Source organism: Thermasporomyces composti, assembly GCF_003386795.1.
GTDB lineage: Bacteria > Actinomycetota > Actinomycetes > Propionibacteriales > Actinopolymorphaceae > Thermasporomyces > Thermasporomyces composti.
On record NZ_QTUC01000001.1, the window covers coordinates 1,296,015 to 1,315,518 of the forward strand.

At 69.0% G+C, this 19,504-nt stretch carries 17 protein-coding genes and 1 tRNA gene; 7 read left to right on the forward strand and 11 right to left on the reverse strand.

Annotated elements, in window-relative coordinates:
- Nucleotides 1-43 precede the first annotated feature (43 nt).
- Nucleotides 44-1,069 carry a glycoside hydrolase family 113 protein gene (locus DFJ64_RS05675; protein WP_115849499.1) on the reverse strand — a complete coding sequence of 342 codons (1,026 nt, stop codon included), beginning with the start codon at nt 1,067-1,069 and terminating at the stop codon, nt 44-46.
- Between the two features lie 97 nt (nt 1,070-1,166).
- On the opposite strand from DFJ64_RS05675, the gene DFJ64_RS05680 reads away from it, so the two are divergent.
- A complete protein-coding gene (locus DFJ64_RS05680) occupies nt 1,167-1,802 on the forward strand; it encodes a TetR/AcrR family transcriptional regulator (RefSeq protein WP_245940961.1) in 636 nt (211 codons plus the stop codon).
- 143 nt (nt 1,803-1,945) lie between these two features.
- On the opposite strand, the gene DFJ64_RS05685 is transcribed toward DFJ64_RS05680, so the two are convergent.
- Nucleotides 1,946-2,635 (reverse strand): TetR/AcrR family transcriptional regulator, encoded by a 690-nt coding sequence (locus tag DFJ64_RS05685; protein WP_115849501.1) that lies wholly within the window; start codon nt 2,633-2,635, stop codon nt 1,946-1,948.
- Nucleotides 2,636-2,679: 44 nt separating this feature from the next.
- Between DFJ64_RS05685 and DFJ64_RS19650 the strand changes: the two genes are divergently transcribed.
- Complete coding sequence (locus DFJ64_RS19650; protein WP_211310504.1) at nt 2,680-3,426, forward strand: MFS transporter; 747 nt, start codon at nt 2,680-2,682, stop codon at nt 3,424-3,426.
- 59 nt (nt 3,427-3,485) lie between these two features.
- Nucleotides 3,486-4,163, forward strand: a complete 678-nt coding sequence (locus tag DFJ64_RS19655; RefSeq protein WP_211310505.1) for an MFS transporter — start codon at nt 3,486-3,488, stop codon at nt 4,161-4,163.
- Nucleotides 4,164-4,220: 57 nt separating this feature from the next.
- Here the strand turns inward: DFJ64_RS19655 and DFJ64_RS05695 are convergent, their stop codons facing one another.
- From DFJ64_RS05695 to galU, 8 genes are all read right to left on the reverse strand, one after another.
- Complete coding sequence (locus tag DFJ64_RS05695) at nt 4,221-4,787, reverse strand: ABC transporter permease (RefSeq protein WP_211310506.1); 567 nt, start codon at nt 4,785-4,787, stop codon at nt 4,221-4,223.
- 280 nt (nt 4,788-5,067) lie between these two features.
- A tRNA-Ala gene (locus DFJ64_RS05700) sits at nt 5,068-5,144 on the reverse strand.
- A gap of 268 nt (nt 5,145-5,412) precedes the next feature.
- Nucleotides 5,413-6,348, reverse strand: a complete 936-nt coding sequence (gene sepX / locus DFJ64_RS20280) for a divisome protein SepX/GlpR (RefSeq protein ID WP_484417987.1) — start codon at nt 6,346-6,348, stop codon at nt 5,413-5,415.
- A 42-nt stretch (nt 6,349-6,390) separates the two neighbouring features.
- A complete protein-coding gene (locus tag DFJ64_RS05710; protein WP_115849503.1) occupies nt 6,391-7,047 on the reverse strand; it encodes a GNAT family N-acetyltransferase in 657 nt (218 codons plus the stop codon).
- Nucleotides 7,048-7,061: 14 nt separating this feature from the next.
- Nucleotides 7,062-7,676: a MogA/MoaB family molybdenum cofactor biosynthesis protein gene (locus DFJ64_RS05715; protein ID WP_115851850.1), complete on the reverse strand. Its 615-nt coding sequence runs from the start codon at nt 7,674-7,676 to the stop codon at nt 7,062-7,064.
- A complete protein-coding gene (moaC, locus tag DFJ64_RS05720) occupies nt 7,673-8,179 on the reverse strand; it encodes a cyclic pyranopterin monophosphate synthase MoaC (protein WP_115851849.1) in 507 nt (168 codons plus the stop codon). The genes DFJ64_RS05715 and moaC overlap by 4 nt, the downstream gene beginning before the upstream one ends.
- Before the next feature lie 99 nt (nt 8,180-8,278).
- Nucleotides 8,279-9,496, reverse strand: a complete 1,218-nt coding sequence (gene glp, locus DFJ64_RS05725) for a molybdotransferase-like divisome protein Glp (protein ID WP_115849504.1) — start codon at nt 9,494-9,496, stop codon at nt 8,279-8,281.
- Nucleotides 9,493-10,437 (reverse strand): UTP--glucose-1-phosphate uridylyltransferase GalU, encoded by a 945-nt coding sequence (gene galU, locus DFJ64_RS05730; RefSeq protein ID WP_115849505.1) that lies wholly within the window; start codon nt 10,435-10,437, stop codon nt 9,493-9,495. The genes glp and galU overlap by 4 nt, the downstream gene beginning before the upstream one ends.
- A gap of 203 nt (nt 10,438-10,640) precedes the next feature.
- Here galU and DFJ64_RS05735 point away from each other — a divergent pair, with 203 nt between their 5' ends.
- The gene (locus DFJ64_RS05735) at nt 10,641-11,270 is read left to right on the forward strand and encodes a 5-formyltetrahydrofolate cyclo-ligase (protein WP_115849506.1); all 630 of its coding nucleotides are present in this window, start codon (nt 10,641-10,643) and stop codon (nt 11,268-11,270) included.
- A gap of 83 nt (nt 11,271-11,353) precedes the next feature.
- Here the strand turns inward: DFJ64_RS05735 and DFJ64_RS05740 are convergent, their stop codons facing one another.
- Nucleotides 11,354-13,873 carry a penicillin acylase family protein gene (locus DFJ64_RS05740; RefSeq protein WP_211310507.1) on the reverse strand — a complete coding sequence of 840 codons (2,520 nt, stop codon included), beginning with the start codon at nt 13,871-13,873 and terminating at the stop codon, nt 11,354-11,356.
- Between the two features lie 1,234 nt (nt 13,874-15,107).
- Here DFJ64_RS05740 and DFJ64_RS05745 point away from each other — a divergent pair.
- The 3 genes from DFJ64_RS05745 to DFJ64_RS05755 all read left to right on the forward strand — a co-directional run bounded on the left by DFJ64_RS05745 (nt 15,108) and on the right by DFJ64_RS05755 (nt 19,490).
- Entirely contained in the window at nt 15,108-17,264 is a 2,157-nt protein-coding gene (locus DFJ64_RS05745; protein ID WP_115849507.1) for an ABC transporter substrate-binding protein, read from the forward strand.
- 107 nt (nt 17,265-17,371) lie between these two features.
- The gene (locus tag DFJ64_RS05750; protein ID WP_115849508.1) at nt 17,372-18,358 is read left to right on the forward strand and encodes an ABC transporter permease; all 987 of its coding nucleotides are present in this window, start codon (nt 17,372-17,374) and stop codon (nt 18,356-18,358) included.
- Nucleotides 18,359-18,371: 13 nt separating this feature from the next.
- Nucleotides 18,372-19,490 carry an ABC transporter permease gene (locus DFJ64_RS05755; RefSeq protein WP_115849509.1) on the forward strand — a complete coding sequence of 373 codons (1,119 nt, stop codon included), beginning with the start codon at nt 18,372-18,374 and terminating at the stop codon, nt 19,488-19,490.
- Nucleotides 19,491-19,504: the final 14 nt, after the last annotated feature.

Genomic DNA, 19,504 nt, shown 5'->3' on the forward strand with positions numbered 1-19,504 from the left:
AGCCACATCCTCGTCCCCCGTCGAAGCGGTCCGCCGCTCGCGCTCAGCCCCCGTACATCTCGGCGACCGCGGCGAACGCGGCCTTGGGTTCCCACCGCATATCTGGGTAGGTCCGGCCGTACCGGTCCTCGAAGACCTTGACGATGCCGGGACTGGCGAGGTCGAGGTCGTCGCGAGGATCGCCGTCCGGCCGGTGGGGATGGGTCTCCAGCGCGAACAGGTACACGAAGGCACCGTCGACTCCTTCGGTCTCAAGCACCTCCAGCACCTCGCGGAGATAGGTGGCCTGACCGACCTCGTCGCGGACGTAGTCGCCGTTCAGACGGAGAGGCGTGAGCGTGGACGTGTCGTACTCGGCGATCTCCATGCCGCGAGCGCCCGCGTCACCAGCGCCCTGGTAGGTGGACGCACCGAAGCCGGTGATCGCGACCGGCATCCCCTGCGCGGCAAGGGCACGGACACCCGCTCGGTATCGATCGGCGACCTCCGCGGACCGGATCAGCTCGACGGACATGATGTCGAAGCGGGTCCAGTCGATACGTTCGAACGGGATCGCCGCATAGGTGACCCGACCGTGGAAGTGCTCGCGCACCGCCGCCACGGCCCGGCCGAGGAAGTCGTCGAGTCGGGCGCTGGCCTCGCTGATCCGCTCCTGCCGGCCATCGGCCTCGTTGAGGAGGCGCGACAGTCGTTCGTGAAGGCTGTCGCCAGGCAGGAAACCGTGGTTCATGATCGTCAGCTCAACGCCCGTGACGAAGACGATCTCGGCTCCCGCCTGGCGCAGCCGCTCCGCGCGTCGTGCGCAGTCGATGAACAGCGACAGGGTCTCGTCCTCGGTCAGCTGGAGCGGGTAGGGCGAGAACCACACCTCCAGCCCGAGCTCGGCGGCGGCCGTCGCGGCAAGCTCGAGCCGTTCCGGATCTCCGCCGATGATCTGGACGGCGTTGCAGTGCAGGTCGTCGCGAATGATGGTCAGCTCACGCGTGACAACGGCGGGATCGAGGCTCGTCCGCGAGATCTCGCCGTCACAGACCAGCCCAGTGTCGTAGGCGATGCCCTTGGCGCGCATGTCACTCCTCTCGATCGAAGACGAAAAGCAGCGTACGCGCAAACTTGCGCATGCGCAAAATTGCGCAAACGCAAGGGGTCATGGGATGCTGAGACACGTGACGGCGCGACCGAGCGGGCTACGGGAGCGGAAGAAGCAGGCAACCAGGAAGGCGCTGCGTGAGGCGGCGCTTCGGCTCGCGCTCGAACGCGGGCCGGAGAATGTCCGCGTCGACGACATCGCCGAAGCGGCCGGGGTCTCCCCGCGGACCTACAACAACTACTTCTCCAGCCGGGAACAGGCGATCGTCGCCGCCATCACCGCGGATCGAGAGGCACGGGTCGCCGCCGCGGTGGCCGCCCGACCCTCCGACGTCCCGCTCGCGGACGCCGTCGTCGACGCCATCGTCGAGCAGTACACCGAGCCTGACGAGACCACGCGGGACGTCCTGCTCATGGTCACGACGCGCCCTGCGCTGCGCGACGCGTTCATCGATGCCGCCCGCTCGATCGAGCGCCCCCTCGCCGACGCCATCGCGAGCAGACTGGGCGACGCCGACAGCGTCACTCCTCACGTCCTCGCCGCGAGCGTGGCCGCCGCCGTTCACGTCGCCCTGGAGCGGTGGGTGACGCCGGAGCTCCCCTCCCCGACCGGACTCGTCGTCCCCAGAGGCTCCCTGCCTGACCTCCTGCGCTCCGCACTCGCACCTCTCCGACCCGCGCTCGACGCCGCCGACACGCGTCAGGAGAGATGACTCCCTGGCGGTAGGGCGTCGAGCGCTTGGCGGATCTCAGGCAGCGTCAAGCCCACCTACGGCGAATATCGCGCTTCTCATCGACGAGCTCTTCTCCGCGGATCCGTGGCGTGTCCGCGGGCTGAGCGGTGTTTCGGGAAGGTTCAGGTTCCCGAGCGCACCTCCGCTCGGATGCCGGCGAGGAGCAGATCGAGCCCGGTGACGAACTGCTCGCGGTCGTCGTGGGTACGGATCTCCGTGGCGATGCGACGGAGGAATGGGTAGGCGTGCGGGTCGGCCGCCTGGTATCGAGCCGAGAGCTCCGTTAGCCAGTCGTCTCGCGTGTGGCTCGGAACGGCCGCCAAGGCGTTCCGAGTCATCTGTGCCGCGGTGCCCAGCACGTACGTGAAGATCGCCGTCGCGACCAGGAACTGCCGGTCGGCAGGGACGCCGAACGAGGCGAGCAGGGTACCGATGCGGTCGAGTGTGCGTAGCGCGCTCGGAACTCCGCTGCTGCGAGGTAGGTGCGCGCCGATCCACGGGTGAGCGTCGAGCGTGTCGAAGAGCGGCAAGGCGAGAGCTCGGATCGCGTCGAGCTCGTCACCGTCGACGGGCACCTCGACGGGCTCGCTCTCGCTGAGGACGGCGTCACAGGCCAGGTCGAGCAGCTCCTCGCGATTCGCGACGTGCCAATAGATCGCGCCGGGCCCGGTGCGCAGGTGGTCGGCGAGTGCGCGGAAGGTGAGCCCGCGTTCACCGGACTCGTCGAGGATCTCGATCGCGGCCCGCACAACGGCGTCGCGCGTGAGCGATTCGCCCTTCGGTCGGCGGCCCGCGGTTCGCCGCACGGTCATGGAACCATCTTGACACGAATGGAACGACGTTCCACTATGCCGTTATGGAACGCCGCTCCATAACTGCCGCGCCGCCGAGCGCATCGCCTGATCGCTCCGAGCACCCACAATCGCTCCGGGCCGCGTGGGTCGCGGTCACCGGCCTCGCGGCGGTGTTCTTGATCGAGATGCTCGACACGTCCGTGCTCACCGTCGCGCTGCCGACGATCGCGCGTGACCTGTCCGCGTCCGCGACCGAGGTGCAGTGGGTGAGCGGCGCCTACGCGTTGGTCTTCGGCGGCTTCATGCTGGCCTTCGGGTCAGTGGCCGATCGCTTCGGCCGGCGCCGGGTCATGCTGCTCGGACTGACGCTTTTCGGCCTGGCGAGCCTGTCCGTCCTGCTGGTCACCGAACCGATGGGTCTCATCGCCGTCAGGACGGTCGTCGGCATCGCCGCGGCGATGACCGCCCCGGGCTCGATGGCCTTGTCGTTCCGCCTGTTCGACGACGACGCGCTCCGGGTCCGAGCAACGGCGCTGATCTCCACCGTCGGGTTCATCGGCTTGATGATCGGCCCGACCGCGGGAGGGCTCGTCCTCTCGATCGCCCCCTGGCAGGCACTGCTGCTGGTCAACGTGCCCATCGCCGCGCTCGCCATCCTCGGCATCCGGTTCGGGATCCGTCCCGACCGGCCCGAGGAGCTCCACCGCGTGCCGATCGACCTGCTCGGCGCCGTCCTCGGCACCGCGGCGGTCGTGCTCACCCTGCTGACGCCGACGCTGCTCGTCGACCGCGCTGGCACGATCCGCTGACGTGGGTCGCGGCTCTCGCGGCTGTCGGAGCGATCGGCGGCTTCCTCGTCCGACTGCACGTGGCCGAGCACCCCCTCATCGACGTGTCATTGCTGCGACACCCTCCGGTCGCGTCCGGACTGAGCATCCAGGCCGCGCTGGGGCTCGCCACCGCTGGCGTCGGCTACACCGTCACCCTGCAGCTCCAGCTCGCCTGGGGATGGCCGCCCGTCCTCGCCGCGCTCGGCACCCTCCCGCAGGTGCTCACGATGATCGCCGTCGCGCCCTTCGTCGAGCGCGTGGTCAGGAAGGTCGGCCTGGACCGTGCCGGTGTGATCGGTTCGGCCGTGGTGCTGGTCGGGCTGCTCGACTACGCACTGCTCGGCCGCTTCCACTACGTGTTCATCGCTCCGGCCCTCGTCCTCATCGCCGCGGGCATGCGCGTCGCCATGATCACCGCCACCATCAACGTCATGCGCGGGCTCCCCAGCGAACGCACCTCGATCGGCGCCGCGCTCAATGACACGGCTCAGGAGATCGCCGGCGGCATCGGCATCGCTGTGGTCGGACTGGTGATCGCCGCGTCGGTCACCGGCGGCCTCACCCGGACGCCGTGGGGTGCCGAGCGGGTGGCCGCCTTCGAGAACGCGGTCACCCTCGGCGCCCTCCTCCTCGCCGCCGTCGCCGCCGCGCTCCTCGCGAGTGCCGCCGTCCGGTCCGCGCGAGGACGCGTTCCGTCGCCGTCGACCACCGAGTGACCAGGACGTCGTCCACGTAGAACGCTTCTCACGCCTTGCGCATGTAGGCGCGGATGGTCAGGGGCGCGAAGACGGCGACGAGACGGCGGCACCAACGAGGGTCCAGCCGACATCGGCCCCGACGACACCGTCGTTGGTGAGCTCGCGCACCGCGGTGACGAGGTGCGAGATCGGGTTGACGTTCGCGAACCAGGCGAGCCACCGGGGCAGGGTGTCGACGGGGACGAAGGCGTTGGAGAGGAACGTCAGCGGGAAGAGGATCATGATGCCGATCCCCTGCACCGCACCCGCGCTGCGCAGGACGACACCGAGGAGCGCCCAGATCCAGCTCACCGCCCACGACGTGACGATGACGAGCAGACCGGCGAGCACGAGCCACCACCCGCCCTCCGGTCGCCACCCGATGGCGAAGCCGACCAGGAGAGTCATGCCGGTCCCGATGGCGTAGCGAAGGGTGCCGGTGAGCAACGCTCCGGCGAGCGGTGCGCTGCGGGCGATGGGCAGCGACCGGAAGCGGTCCAACACCCCCTTCTCCATGTCCTCGCGCAGCTGGGAGCCGGTGACGATCGATGTCGCGAGTTGCTTACTACCGCCCTCTGTCAACCCGAGTTGCTTACCTCGCACTCTCACTCTGCTGCCACACATCCGTGGAGGCTCGGGCATCCCTGGGGTCTCGGGCATACCTGGGGACGGGTAGGAGCCGGGGCCTTCCAGATCGATCTGGTCTCACGAACGATCGGAGCGTCGACGAGATGGCGGTGCCGTTCACGCCGCGCGCTTCGCGCCTGGGAGCGCCGCCCACGACGCGCGCGGAGTGATCTCGCGTTGGGACGTGCTCTGCCGCCGTCCTTCGCTGCTGGACAAGCAGAAAACCCTGCCGGAGCATCCGACAGGGCCTCTGACCTGGTGGAGCTGAGGGGATTTGAACCCCTGACCCCCTCGATGCGAACGAGGTGCGCTACCGGACTGCGCTACAGCCCCAAGCCGACCGACGGCAAGGCTCTCACGTAGCCCCGCAGTGGCCGATCGAAACGATAGCACGCGGGGCCAACCGGGCGCCGCACGTGGCCTGCCACGACGCGAGAGCCGGACACCCGCGGTCGTCCCAGGCGCTTGCGCCACGATCGGGCGAACGTGGCCATCCCGGTACCGCCCCGGTCAACCCGTGCACCACCACGCGACGTGGCCCGCGCTCCGGTCCGTGCGGTCCACTGCCAGGGGCACCGAGGAAGCGCACCGAGGGCGCGTGTCAGTCGCCGACAGCCCGGCGCCGGGCGGACTCGGGGACGTCGCCGTTCCCTTCGCGCGAGTCGCTCGGCTCGGAGGCGTCGAGCAGAACGTCACGCGACTCGACCGACCTGGATTCCTGCTCCCTCCCAGGGAGACGGCCGGAGGTCCAGGTGCCGGGCGAGCCGAGCTCGACCGTCCGCACCGTGCGGGGCGCCTTCGCCTTCGAGAGGTAGAGGGGTAGCGGAACCTCCACCGGGTCCCAGCGTCCGTCGTCCCTCGCCTCCGATCTCCTCGGCGCCGGCCGAGGTGGCGGCAACAGGCGCTCCGCCGAGGCGCCCGTGGACTGCTGTTCCGCGGTGGGTCGGGGCCGCCCGTCGGACGATCGCCTCGGAGAGGCGGTGCGCTGCGCGACCACCCTGACGCGTCGCTCCGCGGCCCGGCTCGCACCTCGCCGAGCGCGCCGCGCCGCCACGGCCGAGACGACGAGCATCGCGAGCGTCGCCGCGAACGGCACGGACGGTGCCCACACCGGTGCCCGCCCGAGGATCGCGAGCACCCAGACCACAACCGTCAGCATGAGCAGGGCCACGACCGTCCGGCGACGACGAGCGGCCGGGGAGAGTCCACGTCGGCGGAGACGCAGCCGACGGAAGCTCGGCCGACGGAGGCGGGAGCGCGCCAGAGCCCGACTGCGGAATCCTCGCCCGACCTTCGCGGGGGGCCCGTCACCGCGGGACTGAGTCGGAACGGACACCACCCGTTCGGCGCCCTCGTCCACGGATGTGCCGTGAGTGGCCTGACGTCGCCGCCGCCGGGGGAGCACGCGCGCACGTGGATCAGCGGCAGGCTCGGACGGCCGTGCCGCGACCTCCTCGTCGTGTTGACGCAACCAGAGAGGGACGAGGTAGGCGGCCCACACGGCCACGATCGCCGCATAGATCAGGCCTGTACCCACGAGTAGAAACTACGCAAGCACCGCCGTGAACCGTCGCAGGCGCTACGGTGTGTCGTCAGACTTGGCGATGTCTCGACCTTGGCGATGCCTCGACGCGGCGACGCTTCGCCGCCACCGGTTGAGCAACCCCTCCGGCACCTCCTCGGCGTGCAGCGCGAACGTCAAGTGATCACGCCAGTCGCCGTCGATGTGGAGGTACCTCGGCCGTCGGCCCTCGAACCGGAAGCCCAGCTTCTCCACCACGCGAAGGCTCGGAGCGTTCTCTGGCCGGATGTTGATCTCGATGCGGTGCAGCCTGAGGACGTCGAAGCAGTAGTCGGTCGCGAGCGCCACCGCCGTCGGGGTGATACCGCGCCCGGCGTAGGCCCGGTCGATCCAGTAGCCGATGTGTCCCCACCGCGCGGAGCCGAAGGTGATCCCGCTGACGGTCAGCTGACCGACGAACCGCTCGGTCCCGCCATGCTCCTCGTCGGGCTCGGTGTAGGTGATGGCGAAGGGCAGGCACTGACCCGCGCGCGCCTGGGCGCGGAGGTCGCGGAGCATGGCTCCGAAGCTGCGTGGACGCGGTTCACACCCAGGCGGCGGTGTGGGCTCCCACGGCTGGAGCCAGTCGCGGTTCCGGGCGCGCACCTCGCGCCAGGCTCGGGCGTCCCTCCGCCGGAGCGGCCGGAGGCCGACCGGCCCTTCTGACAGTCTCACTGGCCACGCCTTGCTCAGCTGGCACCTCCCACACCGGTCCCGGGCGCGTCGCCGCCACCGTCGCCGGCACTGGGCGTACCGGCCCCGTGCTGACCGCCACCCGGGCCGGATGGCTGCGCGCCCTCGCGGGGAGGGTCCCCGGCGTGGTCACCACTGCTCGGATGGTCGACACCGTGGACCTGCTCGACCGCGTGATGGAGCACCGGCCCGAGAACGGCGATGCCGTCGCGGGCGGCGCCGACCGAGCCAGGCAGGTTGATGATGATCGTCGAGCCCGCCAGCCCGGCGACCCCACGGGAGAGGGCCGCCCCGGGGATGCCCTTCGAGACGCCGTAGGCCCGGATCATCTCGGCGATTCCCGGGATCTCGACGTCGACGAGCCGCCGGGTCATCTCAGGCGTCTGGTCCGTCGGGCTCAGGCCGGTGCCGCCCGTGGTGAGAACGACGTCATACGCCGCCGCGACTGCCTCTCGCAGGGCGGCCAGCACCGGCTCGCCGTCGGGGACAACCTCGGGGCCGTCGACCGCGAACCCCAGCGCACGCAGCCCGTCGACCAGGATGGGGCCCGCCCGGTCCGGGTAGACGCCCTGGGCGGCCCGGTTGGAGACGGTGAGCACGTACGCTCTCACTCCGGTCGCCTCCAATCGCCGGACGCGCCGCCGGTCTTCTCCACGACCCGCACGTCGGTCACGACCGCCGCGGGGTCGACAGCCTTGACCATATCGACGAGCGCCAGGGAAGCGACCATCACCGCGGTCAGGGCCTCCATCTCCACACCCGTCCGGTCGGTCGTGCGCGCCACAGCGGAGACCTCGACCCCGTCGTCGCGGACGTCGAGGTCGACCTCCACCCCGGTCAGTCCGATCGGATGACACAGCGGCACCAGGTCGGGTGTCTTCTTCGCCCCCATGATCCCGGCGATCCTGGCGACCGCGAGCGCGTCGCCCTTGGCCAGCCCGCGCTGCCGCAGGAGCTCGACCACCTCAGCGGAGACGACGACCTTGCCGCGCGCACGGGCGGTTCGGGTACTGACAGCCTTCGCCGACACGTCGACCATTCGGGCGGCGCCGGTCTCGTCGACGTGCGTCAGCGTCGGCTTGGCGGTGGCGCCGGGCGCCGGCTGTTCAGACATCGCACTTTCCTCGCCGATCCGGTGCGCGTCCACGCACCGACCGTCCTGTCACGACGACATCGTCGCGTCGCGCGAGCCAGCTCAGCCCAGATCCGCTGGTCAGGGGTCGAGGAGCATGACCTCCAGCGTGGCGCCCGCCGGCACCTCGCCCACGTCCTCCGGGACGATGGCGAGGGCGTTGGCGCGGCCGAGACCCGTCACCAGGTGAGAGCCGGCCCCGCTGACCGGGCGCACCAGCGCCGATCCGTCCGGCGCGACGGTGTACGCCATCCGAGCGTACTGCCGCCGACCCACCGAGCTCCGCCAACCGGCCGTCGTCGTGGCCCGCACAGTCGGCCGGACGTACGGCGTCACGCCCATCATCTTGCGGAGCGCCGGGAGCACGAAGACGTGGAACGACACGAAGGCGCTCACGGGGTTCCCCGGCAGCGTGAAGATCGGGGTCTCGTCGTCGCCGATGACACCGAACCCCTGCGGCATCCCCGGCTGCATCGCGACCTTGGTGAACTCGACCGTGCCGAGGTGTTGGAGAGCGAGCTTGACCGTGTCGTAGGCGCCGACGCTGACCCCTCCACTGGTGATCACCAGGTCGGCGCGGACCAGCTGCTCCTCGAGGACGCGCAGGAACCGCTGCTCGTCGTCGGGAACCACGCCGACCCGGTAGGGGATCCCGCCGGCCTCGCGAACCGCGGCGGCGAGGGCGAAGCTGTTGGCGTCGTAGATCGTCCCCTCGCTGAGCGGCTGGCCGGGCTCGCGGAGCTCGGATCCGGTCGACAAGACCACGACCCGCGGCCGCGGCCGCACGACGACGGCCTCCCGGCCGAGCGCGGCGAGCACCGCCACCTTCCGCGCGTCGAGGCGGGTGCCCGCCCAGGCGATGGGCTCGCCGGCGCGGACGTCCTCCCCACGTCGCCGGATGAAGGTGTTGGGGCCGGGCTCGCGCTGGATCGCGACCTTGGCGATCCCACCGTCGGTCCACTCCACCGGGATCACCGTGTCGGCGCCAGACGGAATCGGAGCGCCGGTCATGATGCGCATGGCCAGGCCGGCCGGGAGGACCTGGACCGGTCCTTCCTCGGCCGGCACGTCGCCCACGACGGGGAGGACCACGGGACGGTTCGGTCGCGCGCCGATCACGTCGGCCCGGTGGACCGCGTAGCCGTCCATCGCGGCGTTGTCGAACGCCGGCAGGTCGAGGTTCGCGACGACGTCCTCGCAGAGCGTGCATCCGTGGGCGTCGAGGAGACGCTGCTCGATCGGCGGCAGCTCACGGATCCCCGCGAGCACGGTCGCGAGGTGCTCGTCGACGGTCCTCACGCGCGATCCGCCCCATTCGCCGGGTCGCCGGACCGCTCGGCGACGAAGTCCTTGAGCCACGCGAGGAAGGAGGGCCCGAGGTCCTCACGGTCGCAGGCCAACCGCACGATCGCGCGGAGGTAGTCGGCCTTGTCGCCGGTGTCGTACCGCCGACCACGGAACAGGACACCGTGGACCGGACCACCGTCGCTCTCCGGTCGACGCGCGAGCGTGCGGAGCGCGTCGGTGAGCTGGATCTCGCCCCCTCGCCCAGGTGGCGTCTCCCGAAGGATGTCGAACACCTCCGGCGTGAGCACGTAGCGGCCGATGATCGCCAGATTGCTGGGGGCGTCCTCGACGTCGGGCTTCTCGACCAGGTCCGTGACCCGGACCACGCCCTCCTCATCCGTCGGCTCGACCGCGGCGCAGCCGTAGAGGTAGACCTGGGACGGATCGACCTCGATGAGCGCCACGACGCTCCCGCCCTTGCGCTTCTGCACCTCGATCATGGTGGGCAGCAGCGGGTCGCGTTCGTCGATGAGGTCGTCTCCGAGCAGGACCGCGAACGGCTGCCGCCCGACGTGCTTCTCCGCGCACAGCACGGCGTGACCGAGCCCTTTCGGATCGCCCTGCCGGACGTAGTGGACGTCAGCGAGCTGACTGGACCTCTGCACCTCGGCGAGCTTGTCCATGTCGCCCTTCTGACGTAGCTCGTGCTCGAGCTCGTATGCCCGGTCGAAGTGGTCCTCCAGCGCCCGCTTCCCCCGACCGGTGATCATGAGGATGTCGTCGATCCCGGCGGCGACTGCCTCCTCGACGACGTACTCGATCGCCGGCTTGTCGACGACGGGGAGCATCTCCTTCGGTGTCGCCTTCGTCGCGGGGAGGAACCGTGTGCCCCGCCCAGCCGCGGGGATGACGGCCTTGGTGACAGTGCGCTGCGCTGAACCATTCTGGGCCATGGCTCGCACCCTAGTGGGTGAGACCGCCCGGCACGGCTCACACCGCCATTCCTGGCCAGCGCCTACGGTGGGTAGGGGAGATCCGCAGAAACGATCACTTTGCGTGCTCAGCGCTGGAAATTCCCGTGCAACGTGTCCGACCGGCGCACGGGTTTGTGGAGATCGGCTTCGACCGCGCGAAGGTTGAGGGATGATAACGGACCATGCGGGGTGGGCGCTTCATGCCGTACAACGTCCGCGCGGAGAAGGAGCGACTCCGGCGAAAGATCCTCCTCGCGCGGGGCAGGCTTCGACCCGCGGACCTTCAGGCCGCGGCGGTCGCGCTTCGTGACGTGTTGCTCAGCGTGCCCGAAGTCAGTCGTGCCGCGGTCGTGGCCGCGTATGTCGGAGTCGGCACCGAACCGGGAACCGGGCCGATCTTGGACGCGCTGCACCGCCGCGGTGTGCGCGTTCTCTTGCCGGTGCTGCGCCCGGACCGCGACCTCGACTGGGGCGTCTACACAGGTCCCGAGGCGCTCGCCCGCGCGCACTTCGGGTTGCTCGAGCCGACCGGACCCCGCCTGGGACCGCAGGCCGTGGCGACCGCGGACGCCGTCCTCCTGCCCGGCCTCGCCGTCGACCGCACCGGCATGCGGCTCGGTCGCGGTGGTGGCAGCTACGACCGGGTCCTCCCCCGCGTCGCGCCCGAGGCCTTCACGTGCGTGCTCCTGCACGACGGCGAGCTTCTCGAGGGCCCCGTGCCGAGTGAGCACACCGACCAGCGGGTCCGCGCCGCGGCCCTGCCGTCCGGCCTGCTCCGCTTCCCGGCGACACCGAACGACGCGCTCCCCTAGCCGACGTCCCCTAGCCGGCGTCACCTACCCGGCGTCCCCTACCCGACGTTATCGCCCTCGCTCACCGACGTCCTCTTCGCTCCTTACGGGTTGAGGACCAGAACGTGGTGGGCCGCCCGCTGAACCGCCGCCTGGGAGAACGCCCAAGGCAGGAGCCGACCGCCCAACCACGCCTCGAGTTGGTCGGTGTAGTGCCTCGACGAGGGATGGCCGGAGACACCCGTGAGGTTGACCCATCCCGACCGGTCGAAGTCGCCGAGGTCCACCACCATGCGCATGGAGGGGACCGAGGTCACCGCGTATCCCCGCTCGGCGTGCCATCCGGTGGAGAGCACAGCCTCCGACCCGCCCGGCATCTCGAACGGACCGCGGTTGAACAGCCGCTCCAACGGCGGGAAGCCGCTGTTGCCGAAGGAGGGGTTGACCAGCGTCAGCTGGTGCATCCGTCCCCAGCTCCATCGCTCAGGGTTCCGAGCCATGATCCGGGTGAGCTCTTTGCGGGCCTCCACCATGGCTTGGCGCAGGATCGTGTCGCGGTCCTCCTTCACGTCCTTGGTGCGCCGGTCGTCCCACCATGGGTTGTCAGGGTCGGCGACCAGTCGACGGACGACCTCGTACCAACGGTCGCCGCCATTGGGCCGCACCCCCGCCGGCAGGTCGTCGTGGAACGTGAGCACGAGGAGGTTTCGCCAGACGGCGTTGAAGAACGCCGCCGCCGGAGACTCGACCTCCTGCGTGAACGCCCAGCCATCGAGCAGGGCCTGCCCCTCAGCGGTGAACTCGTCCACGCGAATCCTGCGGAGGTATGGGACCAGGAAGGCGGCGTTGGCGTCGTAGGTGTCGAGCTGGATCTCCCGCATCGCCTCGACGTCCAGCTGACCTCGCCGGACCCGGTCCCGGACCAGCTTGCTGATGCGGTCGGCTCGGTAGCCGTAGTCCCAGAAGTCGGCGAGCCGATACGGGTAGGACGGCGTGGCGACGGCATTGTTCGCCGTCACGATGAAGCCCTCCTTCGGATTGAGCAGGTGGGGAAGGTGCTCGAACGGCACCCATCCCTCCCACTCGAAGCGGCTCGACCATCCCGGCACCGGCCACTGCCCGGTCCCGCCTCGCCGGATCGGGATCCGCCCCGGCGCCTGGTACCCGATGTTGCCCTCGACGTCGGCGTACACCATGTTCTGCGCTGGGACGTCGAACAGCGCCGCCGCGGCACGGAAGTCGTCCCAGTCCCGCGCGGTGTTCAAGCGGAAGATGGCCTCGGCGGTGGTCCCGGGCTCGAGCGCGGTCCACCGCAGCGCCACACCCACCTCGTATCCCCCGGCCCGGGCCCGCTGGGCGATGTCGGTGCGGGCGACCGCCCGCCGTACTTCCTCGTGGACGTCGGAGAGCAGCGGCCCGTGGTGCGTGGACCGCACGCGGATGCGCACCGGCTGGGCGTCCCGAACCCGGATGGTCTCCTGTCGGACCGTCAGCGGACGGCGACCCTCGTCGTAGAGATAGGTGTCGTTGTCGAGTCGCTCGACGTAGAGGTCCATGACGTCCGGGCCGAGGTTGGTGAAACCCCAGGCGATGCGGTCGTTGTGGCCGATCACGACGCCCGGCAGACCCGCGAAGCCGAACCCCGCGACGTCGTAGCGGCAGGCGTCCGAGAGCCGCCGGCAGTGCAACCCGATCTGGTACCAGATCCCCGGCATACCTGGAGCCAGATGTGGGTCGTTGGCCAGCAGCGGCTTTCCACTCACGGTGAGCGCCCCCGACACGACCCACGAGTTCGACCCCAGACCCGCACCGACGCCGGCGCTGTCGGGCAGCGCACTGGCATCGAGGAGAGCGCGAAGGCGACGGAGCGCGTCCTCGGTGCCTGCTGGTAGCGGTGGCCGCCGGGCGATGGTGGCGGCGGTGCTCGGTGGGACAGCGACGATGGGCGGGTGCCGGTCGTACGGGTACTCCGGATAGAGCTCGGCCACCCGCTCCTCGGGGAGGCGTGCGGCGGTGAGCGCCCGATCGATCTCGTCGTCCAGGTTTGACCGCAGGTCCCACGCCATGGCCTTCAGCCACGCCAGGGAGTCGACCGGCGTCCACGGCTCTGGGCGCTCCGGAGGTCCCAGAGCGCCGAAGGTGTACTCCACGGACAGGCGCGAACCACTGTGCTCGGCGAGGTAGGCGTTGACGCCCTCGGCGTAGGCCTGGAGGTAGCCCCGAACTTGGGGGGAGAGCGTCGAGAGCTCCCGGGCGGCTGTCCGTCGCCAGCCGAGAGTGCGGACCAACGCGTCGGTCTCCACCAGCTCCTCACCGAACCACTCGGCGAGCCGACCGGCGGTGAGGTGTCGGCGGAAATCCATCTCGTAGAAGCGGTCCTGGGCGTGGACGTAGCCCTGGGCCCGGAACAGGTCCTCCGGGGTGTCCGCGTAGACCTGGGGGATGCCGTGGGCGTCACGGTGGATCTGGACCTTCGCGGTCAGACCCGACAGGCTGGCCTCACCGTCGTAGTCGGGGAGCGACCGGCGTACTCCGACCACGACACCCGTCGCCCCGCCCACGAGGGCGATGGCCACGAGAATCGCGACCGCCATCGCCAGCCGCACCAGGACTCGTCGATACACCTTCCGCAGCCTAGTGGCTACCGACCGCTGTCGGTCACCAGATCACCAGAGGAGACATCGGAGGCGACGAGGCCCCACCTTGTGGACCACTCCACGAGTGCCGCGTGACTCGGCGACCGTGCGCCCGAACACCCCCCCAGCGAATCACACGTCGCCTCACCTGTGTCATTTCGAAGACATTCTCTCCAGAACGATTGTGGTATCACGAATTGCTTTCCGAGATCCGGCGATGAAATTCAGCTAGAACACGAGGAAACAATCCCTCGAAAATACCGGAGGTGAGCGCGACAGAATCGACAGAACGAGCTCGAGTACACAGACCTCTAAACGCGAGAGGCGATTCCTACGGGAGGGCTCCCGCTGGCCCGGGAGCGGCCGACCCAGGACGCGGCGAGGGTCTCGCCGCCGCCCCTCGTCCGGCCGGACGACCACGATCCGGCTGACCGGAATCGGCCAGCCGGATCCGGTCACTCCTCTTGTCAGGTCCTCTGCCACAGCTCTCAGCGCGGCGAATTCGCCAGGCCAGGCACCGCGAGAGCCGACCTGGCGCCACTCTTCTCGCTCCGCAGCGACGACCTGACACCAGGTGAGGGCGTGTACGCCCAACTCTCTGAGATCGCTCCCAGACCGGCATAACACACCGCCGAAAACGGTCGCCTTCCGTCATAGCCCGATTACCTGAGGTAGCGACGAGCCGAGAGAAGATGACAACTCGATGTCCCCCTCTTGGAACGCAGGCCGCCTGGCCTTAACATGCCCGAAAATTGAGCGGCCCTGGAGTCTCCCCGGGCCGTGCCTACACCGTGTCCGGAAGAGGTAACGAGACGGTCGCGACGCAATGACGGAGCCAGCACGCGCAACGGAATGGGACCGCAGCGGGAGTACCTCCTCAGGCCGCGGCACCCTTTCTTGCCCGTCCCCGGCTCGTCGCCCCGCGCCCGCCTCGCCGATCTTCGTGAGCTGTGCATGACCCACGTCACGACACCAGGCGTCCCGCTCGCGGCAGGCCATGGTTGCCTCCGAGCCGGGACCCCGGCGGTCATGACCGACAGCCCACGACCCTCTTCCACCAACCTGCGCACACCGATAACCAGCGCACACCGAAGCGGCCGGGGTGTCCGCGACGGCGCCCCGCGGTGGGGCCGCTTTGGTGGTCGATCCACGTGGAGCCCGCGCCTCCAGGGGACTGGGAGCACGCGGGCTCGTGGCCCCTTGGACGAAAGGGCACACCCTGATGACTGAGAAGGCGACGCTTGACCGTCGTACGTTCCTCTACACTTCCGCCGCCGCCGCGGGCGCCGTCATGCTGGGCGCCTGCTCGAGTAACGCAAACAACCAGACGGGTTCCTCCGGGCAGGGTGGCGACAACGGCAAGGCCACCAGCGACCCGTCCCAGAAGGGATCCGAGACCAAGCCCTTGCCCAAGCCGGCGTCCTTCCAGGAAGCGCCGATGCTGAAGGAGCTCGTCGAGAAGGGCGAGCTGCCGCCGGTCGAGGAGCGGCTCCCGGAGAACCCGTACGTGATCCCGCACCGTTGGGTGAAGCCGGGCAAGTACGGCGGCCAGCTGCTGATGATCAGCGACAAGGCCAGCGGTGGCGCCATCGCCGCGTCGAACAAGGAGTACATGTACGGGCACTCCCTGCTCCGCTGGCTCAACGACGGACTGGACATCGGGCCCGGCCTGGTCGAGAGCTGGGAGTCCAACGAGGACGCCACCGAGTGGACCCTCCACTTCCGCAAGGGTCTGAAGTGGTCGGACGGCCACCCGTGGACCACCGCGGACATCATGTTCTGGTGGGAGGACATGGTCCTCAACGAGGAGCACACCGACACCCCGCCAGATGAGTGCAAGTCCGGCAAGGGCACGGTCGCCACGCTCGAGGCTCCCGACGACTACACGCTCGTCATGAAGTTCGACGCGCCCGCGCCGCTCACCGCCGACCGCCTGGCCATGTGGGTCAAGGGCACGGTCGGCAACGGCCCCAAGTGGATGGCGCCGGCCCACTACGCCAAGCAGTTCCACCCCAAGTACAACCCGAACGTTCCTAAGAACTGGGCCGAGGCCGGCGGGTTGTTCGAGCAGAAGGTCGACTTCTCGCGCAACCCCGAGTGCCCCACGATGAACGGGTGGAAGCTGAAGTCCCACACTGAGGGCCGCTCCATCGTCTGGGAGCGCAACCCGTACTACTACGCCGTGATGCCGAACGGCGACCAGCTGCCCTACATCGACCAGCTGACCATGTCGATCGTGGCCGACAAGGAAGTCGGCAAGCTGCAGATACAGCAGGGCAAGCTGGACTACGTCCACGGCCCCTTCTACTCCACGGACGTCGCCGACATCTCCACCATGAAGCGGACGGAGTCGACGTCCAACCTGGAGGTCATCCTCTGGGACGGCGGCTCGGGTACGGGGTCGATGTTCTTCTTCAACTACGACCACCCCGACGAGAAGTTCCGCAAGCTCATCCGTGAGCCCAAGTTCCGCAAGGCGCTCTCGCTCGCCGTCAACCGCGCGGAGATCCAGAAGTCCGTCTACTTCACCACCGGTGAGCCCACGACCGGGACGCTGAGCCCGAAGGCCATCGAGTACGTCATCAACGACGAGGGCAAGCGGATCTACCAGGAGTGGCGCGACTCGGCGGTCAAGTACGACCCCGAGACGGCCAAGAAGATGCTCGACGAGCTCGGGGTCGTCGACAAGGACGGCGACGGGCTCCGGGAGTTCCCCGACGGCTCCAAGCTGCGGATCACGCTGGACTACCCAGCCAACACCGCCCAGGAGCACATCCAGAAGAACCAGCTCCTCGCCCAGCACTGGAAGGCGATCGGTATCGACGCCCGACTCAACCCCGTCGCGCCGGAGGGCTGGAGTGACCAGTGGAAGGCCGGTCGGCTCACCTCCACCACGGCGTGGGAGGTCGGCGACGGCCCGAACCACCTGGTCTACCCGCAGTGGCTGGTGCCGATCGAGTCCGAGCGGTGGGCGCCGCTCGAGGGTCAGTGGTACAACGTCCGCGGCACCCCCGAGGAGAAGACCGAGCTCGATGTCGACCCGTACAAGCGGACTCCGCCGCGGATGGAGCCCGAGCCCGGCGGGCCGATCGAGCAGCTGTGGAAGCTCTACGACCAGACCCGGGTCGAGCCGGACGAGATGACCCGGCACCGCTTGGTCTGGGACATGATCAAGATCCACATCGAGCACGGTCCGTTCTTCATGGGCACCGTGGCCAACACGCCACGCGTCATCCTCGCGAAGAAGGATCTGCGCAACGTCCCGCGCCGGGAGAACCTCGCGCAGGGTGGCTTCGCCAACCCGTGGATCCACCCGACGCCCGCGGTCTACGACCCGGAGACCTACTACTGGGAGAACCCGGAGCAGCACCAGCCGTAGGCGCGCCGTGGTGCGACTAGGGGGCCGCCCCTCGGAGCGGCCCCCTACCGCGCCCCCGACGAGCACCTGTCAGACCACGAGCCAACTGACTGGGGGAGACACCCGCGATGGTTGCCTTCATTGTCCGGCGCTGCCTCTACATGGTGGTGACGCTCTTCGTCATCTCGATCGTCAGCTTCATCCTCATCGAGGCGCCTCCCGGCGACGCGCTGACGGCCGAGATCCAGCGGCTGCGCAGCATCGGCAACAACGTGTCCGAGGACCAGATCAAGGCGCTCGAAGAGCGCTACGGCATGAACGATCCCGTCCTGGTGAAGTACGGCAAGTGGGCTAGCGGCTTCATCGTGGGCGACTTCGGGCAGTCGTTCACCCACCGGACCGAGGTGTCCGAGCTGATCTGGGGCCGGATGGGCTACACCGTCCTGCTCGCCGGCACCTCGCTCATCCTCGCCTGGCTCATCGCGATACCCATCGGTGTCTACTCAGCGACCCACCGATATTCGCCGCTCGACTACGTCATCACGCTCTTCCAGTTCATCGGTGTCGCCATCCCCGAGTTCCTGCTCGCTCTGATCGTGCTCGTCTTCGCGGCGCGGTTCCTCGGGATGGACGTCGGCGGGCTCTTCTCGGTTGACTTCGAGGAGAAGCCGTGGAGCTTCGCGAAGTTCGTCGACCTCCTCAAGCACCTGTGGATCCCGCTCGTCGTCATCTCCGCGAGCAGCACCGCCTGGCTCACCCGTGTCATGCGAGCCAACCTGCTCGACGTCCTCAACCAGCAGTACATCCAGACCGCGCGCGCGAAGGGGGTTCTCGAGCGCCGGGTCATCTGGAAGCACGCGGTGCGGAACGCCGTCCACCCGCTGATCATGGCCGCGGGTACGACGCTCCCGGTCATCATCTCCGGCGAGGCGATCGTCGGCATCGTGCTCAACCTGCCGACGATCGGGCCGTTGTTCCTGGACGCTCTGATCAACCAGGATATGTACCTCGCGGTGAGCGTCCTGATGCTCCTGTCCATCCTGTTGGTCATCGGCAACCTGCTTGCCGACATCGCGCTGGCCTGGGTCGACCCGCGGGCCCGTTCGGCGGAATGAGAGGGAGCCACTGATGGCAATCGTTCAGGAACCCACCCACGACCCCACCGCCCAGCCCACCGAGCGTTCGAGCGATGTCGGCGAGGTCTCGCAGTGGCGGCTGATGTGGCGGCGCTTCAAGCAGAGCAAGCTCGCGGTCGCCGGTGGCCTCATCCTCCTGGTCATGTACGTGATCGCGCTGTTCGCGCCGTTCCTCGCCCCGAACGACCCCAACCAGGTCGACTCCGACAACAAGAACACCGCCCCGTCGCGGCTCACCTGGGACGGCGGGCTCGCGATCTGCGGACAGCGGCAGGAGCTCAACGAGGAGAACTTCGAGTTCGTCTACGTCGTCGACTGCAACACCACCCACAAGATCCAGTGGTTCGGCAAGGGGTGGGAGTACAAGTTCCTCGGCCTGTTCACCACGGACCGACACCTGATGACGGTCGAGGAGCCGGCCAAGCTCTACCTGTGGGGTGCCGACCTCGATGGCCGTGACGTCTTCGCCCGGACACTCATCGGGTCCCGGGTGTCGCTCACGATCGGTCTGTTCGGTGTCGCGATCGGCACCATCCTCGCCGCGATCATCGGCACCATCTCCGGCTACTTCGGTGGGATGGTCGACAACATCATCCAGCGGCTGATCGAGATCATCCTCTCGGTCCCGACCCTGCCGCTGTGGGCGACGATGGCCGCGGTGCTGCCCCGAGACATGTCGGTCACCAAGCGGTACTTCCTGATCACCTTGATCCTGTCGCTCGTGGCCTGGGCCGGTCTGGCCCGGCAGGTCCGCGGCAAGGTCATGTCGTACGCCTCCGCCGACTACGTCGCGGCGGCTCGCGCGGCCGGCAGCGGCCACACGCGGATCATCCTGACGCACATGGTGCCCAACTCCGTGAGCCACCTGGTGGTCGTCACCATGCTGGCCATCCCCGGCACGATCATCGCCGAGACCTCGCTGTCGTTCCTCGGCATCGGCATGCTGCCACCAGCGGTGAGCTGGGGTGTCCTGCTGCAGGACGCCCAGAAGGTCCAGGTGGTCACCCAGTACCCCTGGATGCTCATCCCCGCGCTCGCGGTCATCATCGCCGTCACCTGCTACCAGCTCCTCGGTGACGGCGTTCGGGACGCGGTGGACCCGTACGGCTGATCCGCGACGGTCCC

Excerpts from the sequence above, each read along its gene's own strand:
- DFJ64_RS05675 (WP_115849499.1), bottom strand. The coding sequence starts at position 1,069 with ATGCGCGCCAAGGGCATCGCCTACGACACTGGGCTGGTCTGTGACGGC.
- DFJ64_RS05685 (WP_115849501.1), bottom strand. The coding sequence starts at position 2,635 with ATGACCGTGCGGCGAACCGCGGGCCGCCGACCGAAGGGCGAATCGCTC.
- DFJ64_RS19650 (WP_211310504.1), top strand. The coding sequence starts at position 2,680 with ATGGAACGCCGCTCCATAACTGCCGCGCCGCCGAGCGCATCGCCTGAT.
- moaC (WP_115851849.1), bottom strand. The coding sequence starts at position 8,179 with ATGTCTGAACAGCCGGCGCCCGGCGCCACCGCCAAGCCGACGCTGACG.
- galU (WP_115849505.1), bottom strand. The coding sequence starts at position 10,437 with ATGGCCCAGAATGGTTCAGCGCAGCGCACTGTCACCAAGGCCGTCATC.
- DFJ64_RS05735 (WP_115849506.1), top strand. The coding sequence starts at position 10,641 with ATGCGGGGTGGGCGCTTCATGCCGTACAACGTCCGCGCGGAGAAGGAG.
- DFJ64_RS05745 (WP_115849507.1), top strand. The coding sequence starts at position 15,108 with ATGACTGAGAAGGCGACGCTTGACCGTCGTACGTTCCTCTACACTTCC.
- DFJ64_RS05750 (WP_115849508.1), top strand. The coding sequence starts at position 17,372 with ATGGTTGCCTTCATTGTCCGGCGCTGCCTCTACATGGTGGTGACGCTC.
- DFJ64_RS05755 (WP_115849509.1), top strand. The coding sequence starts at position 18,372 with ATGGCAATCGTTCAGGAACCCACCCACGACCCCACCGCCCAGCCCACC.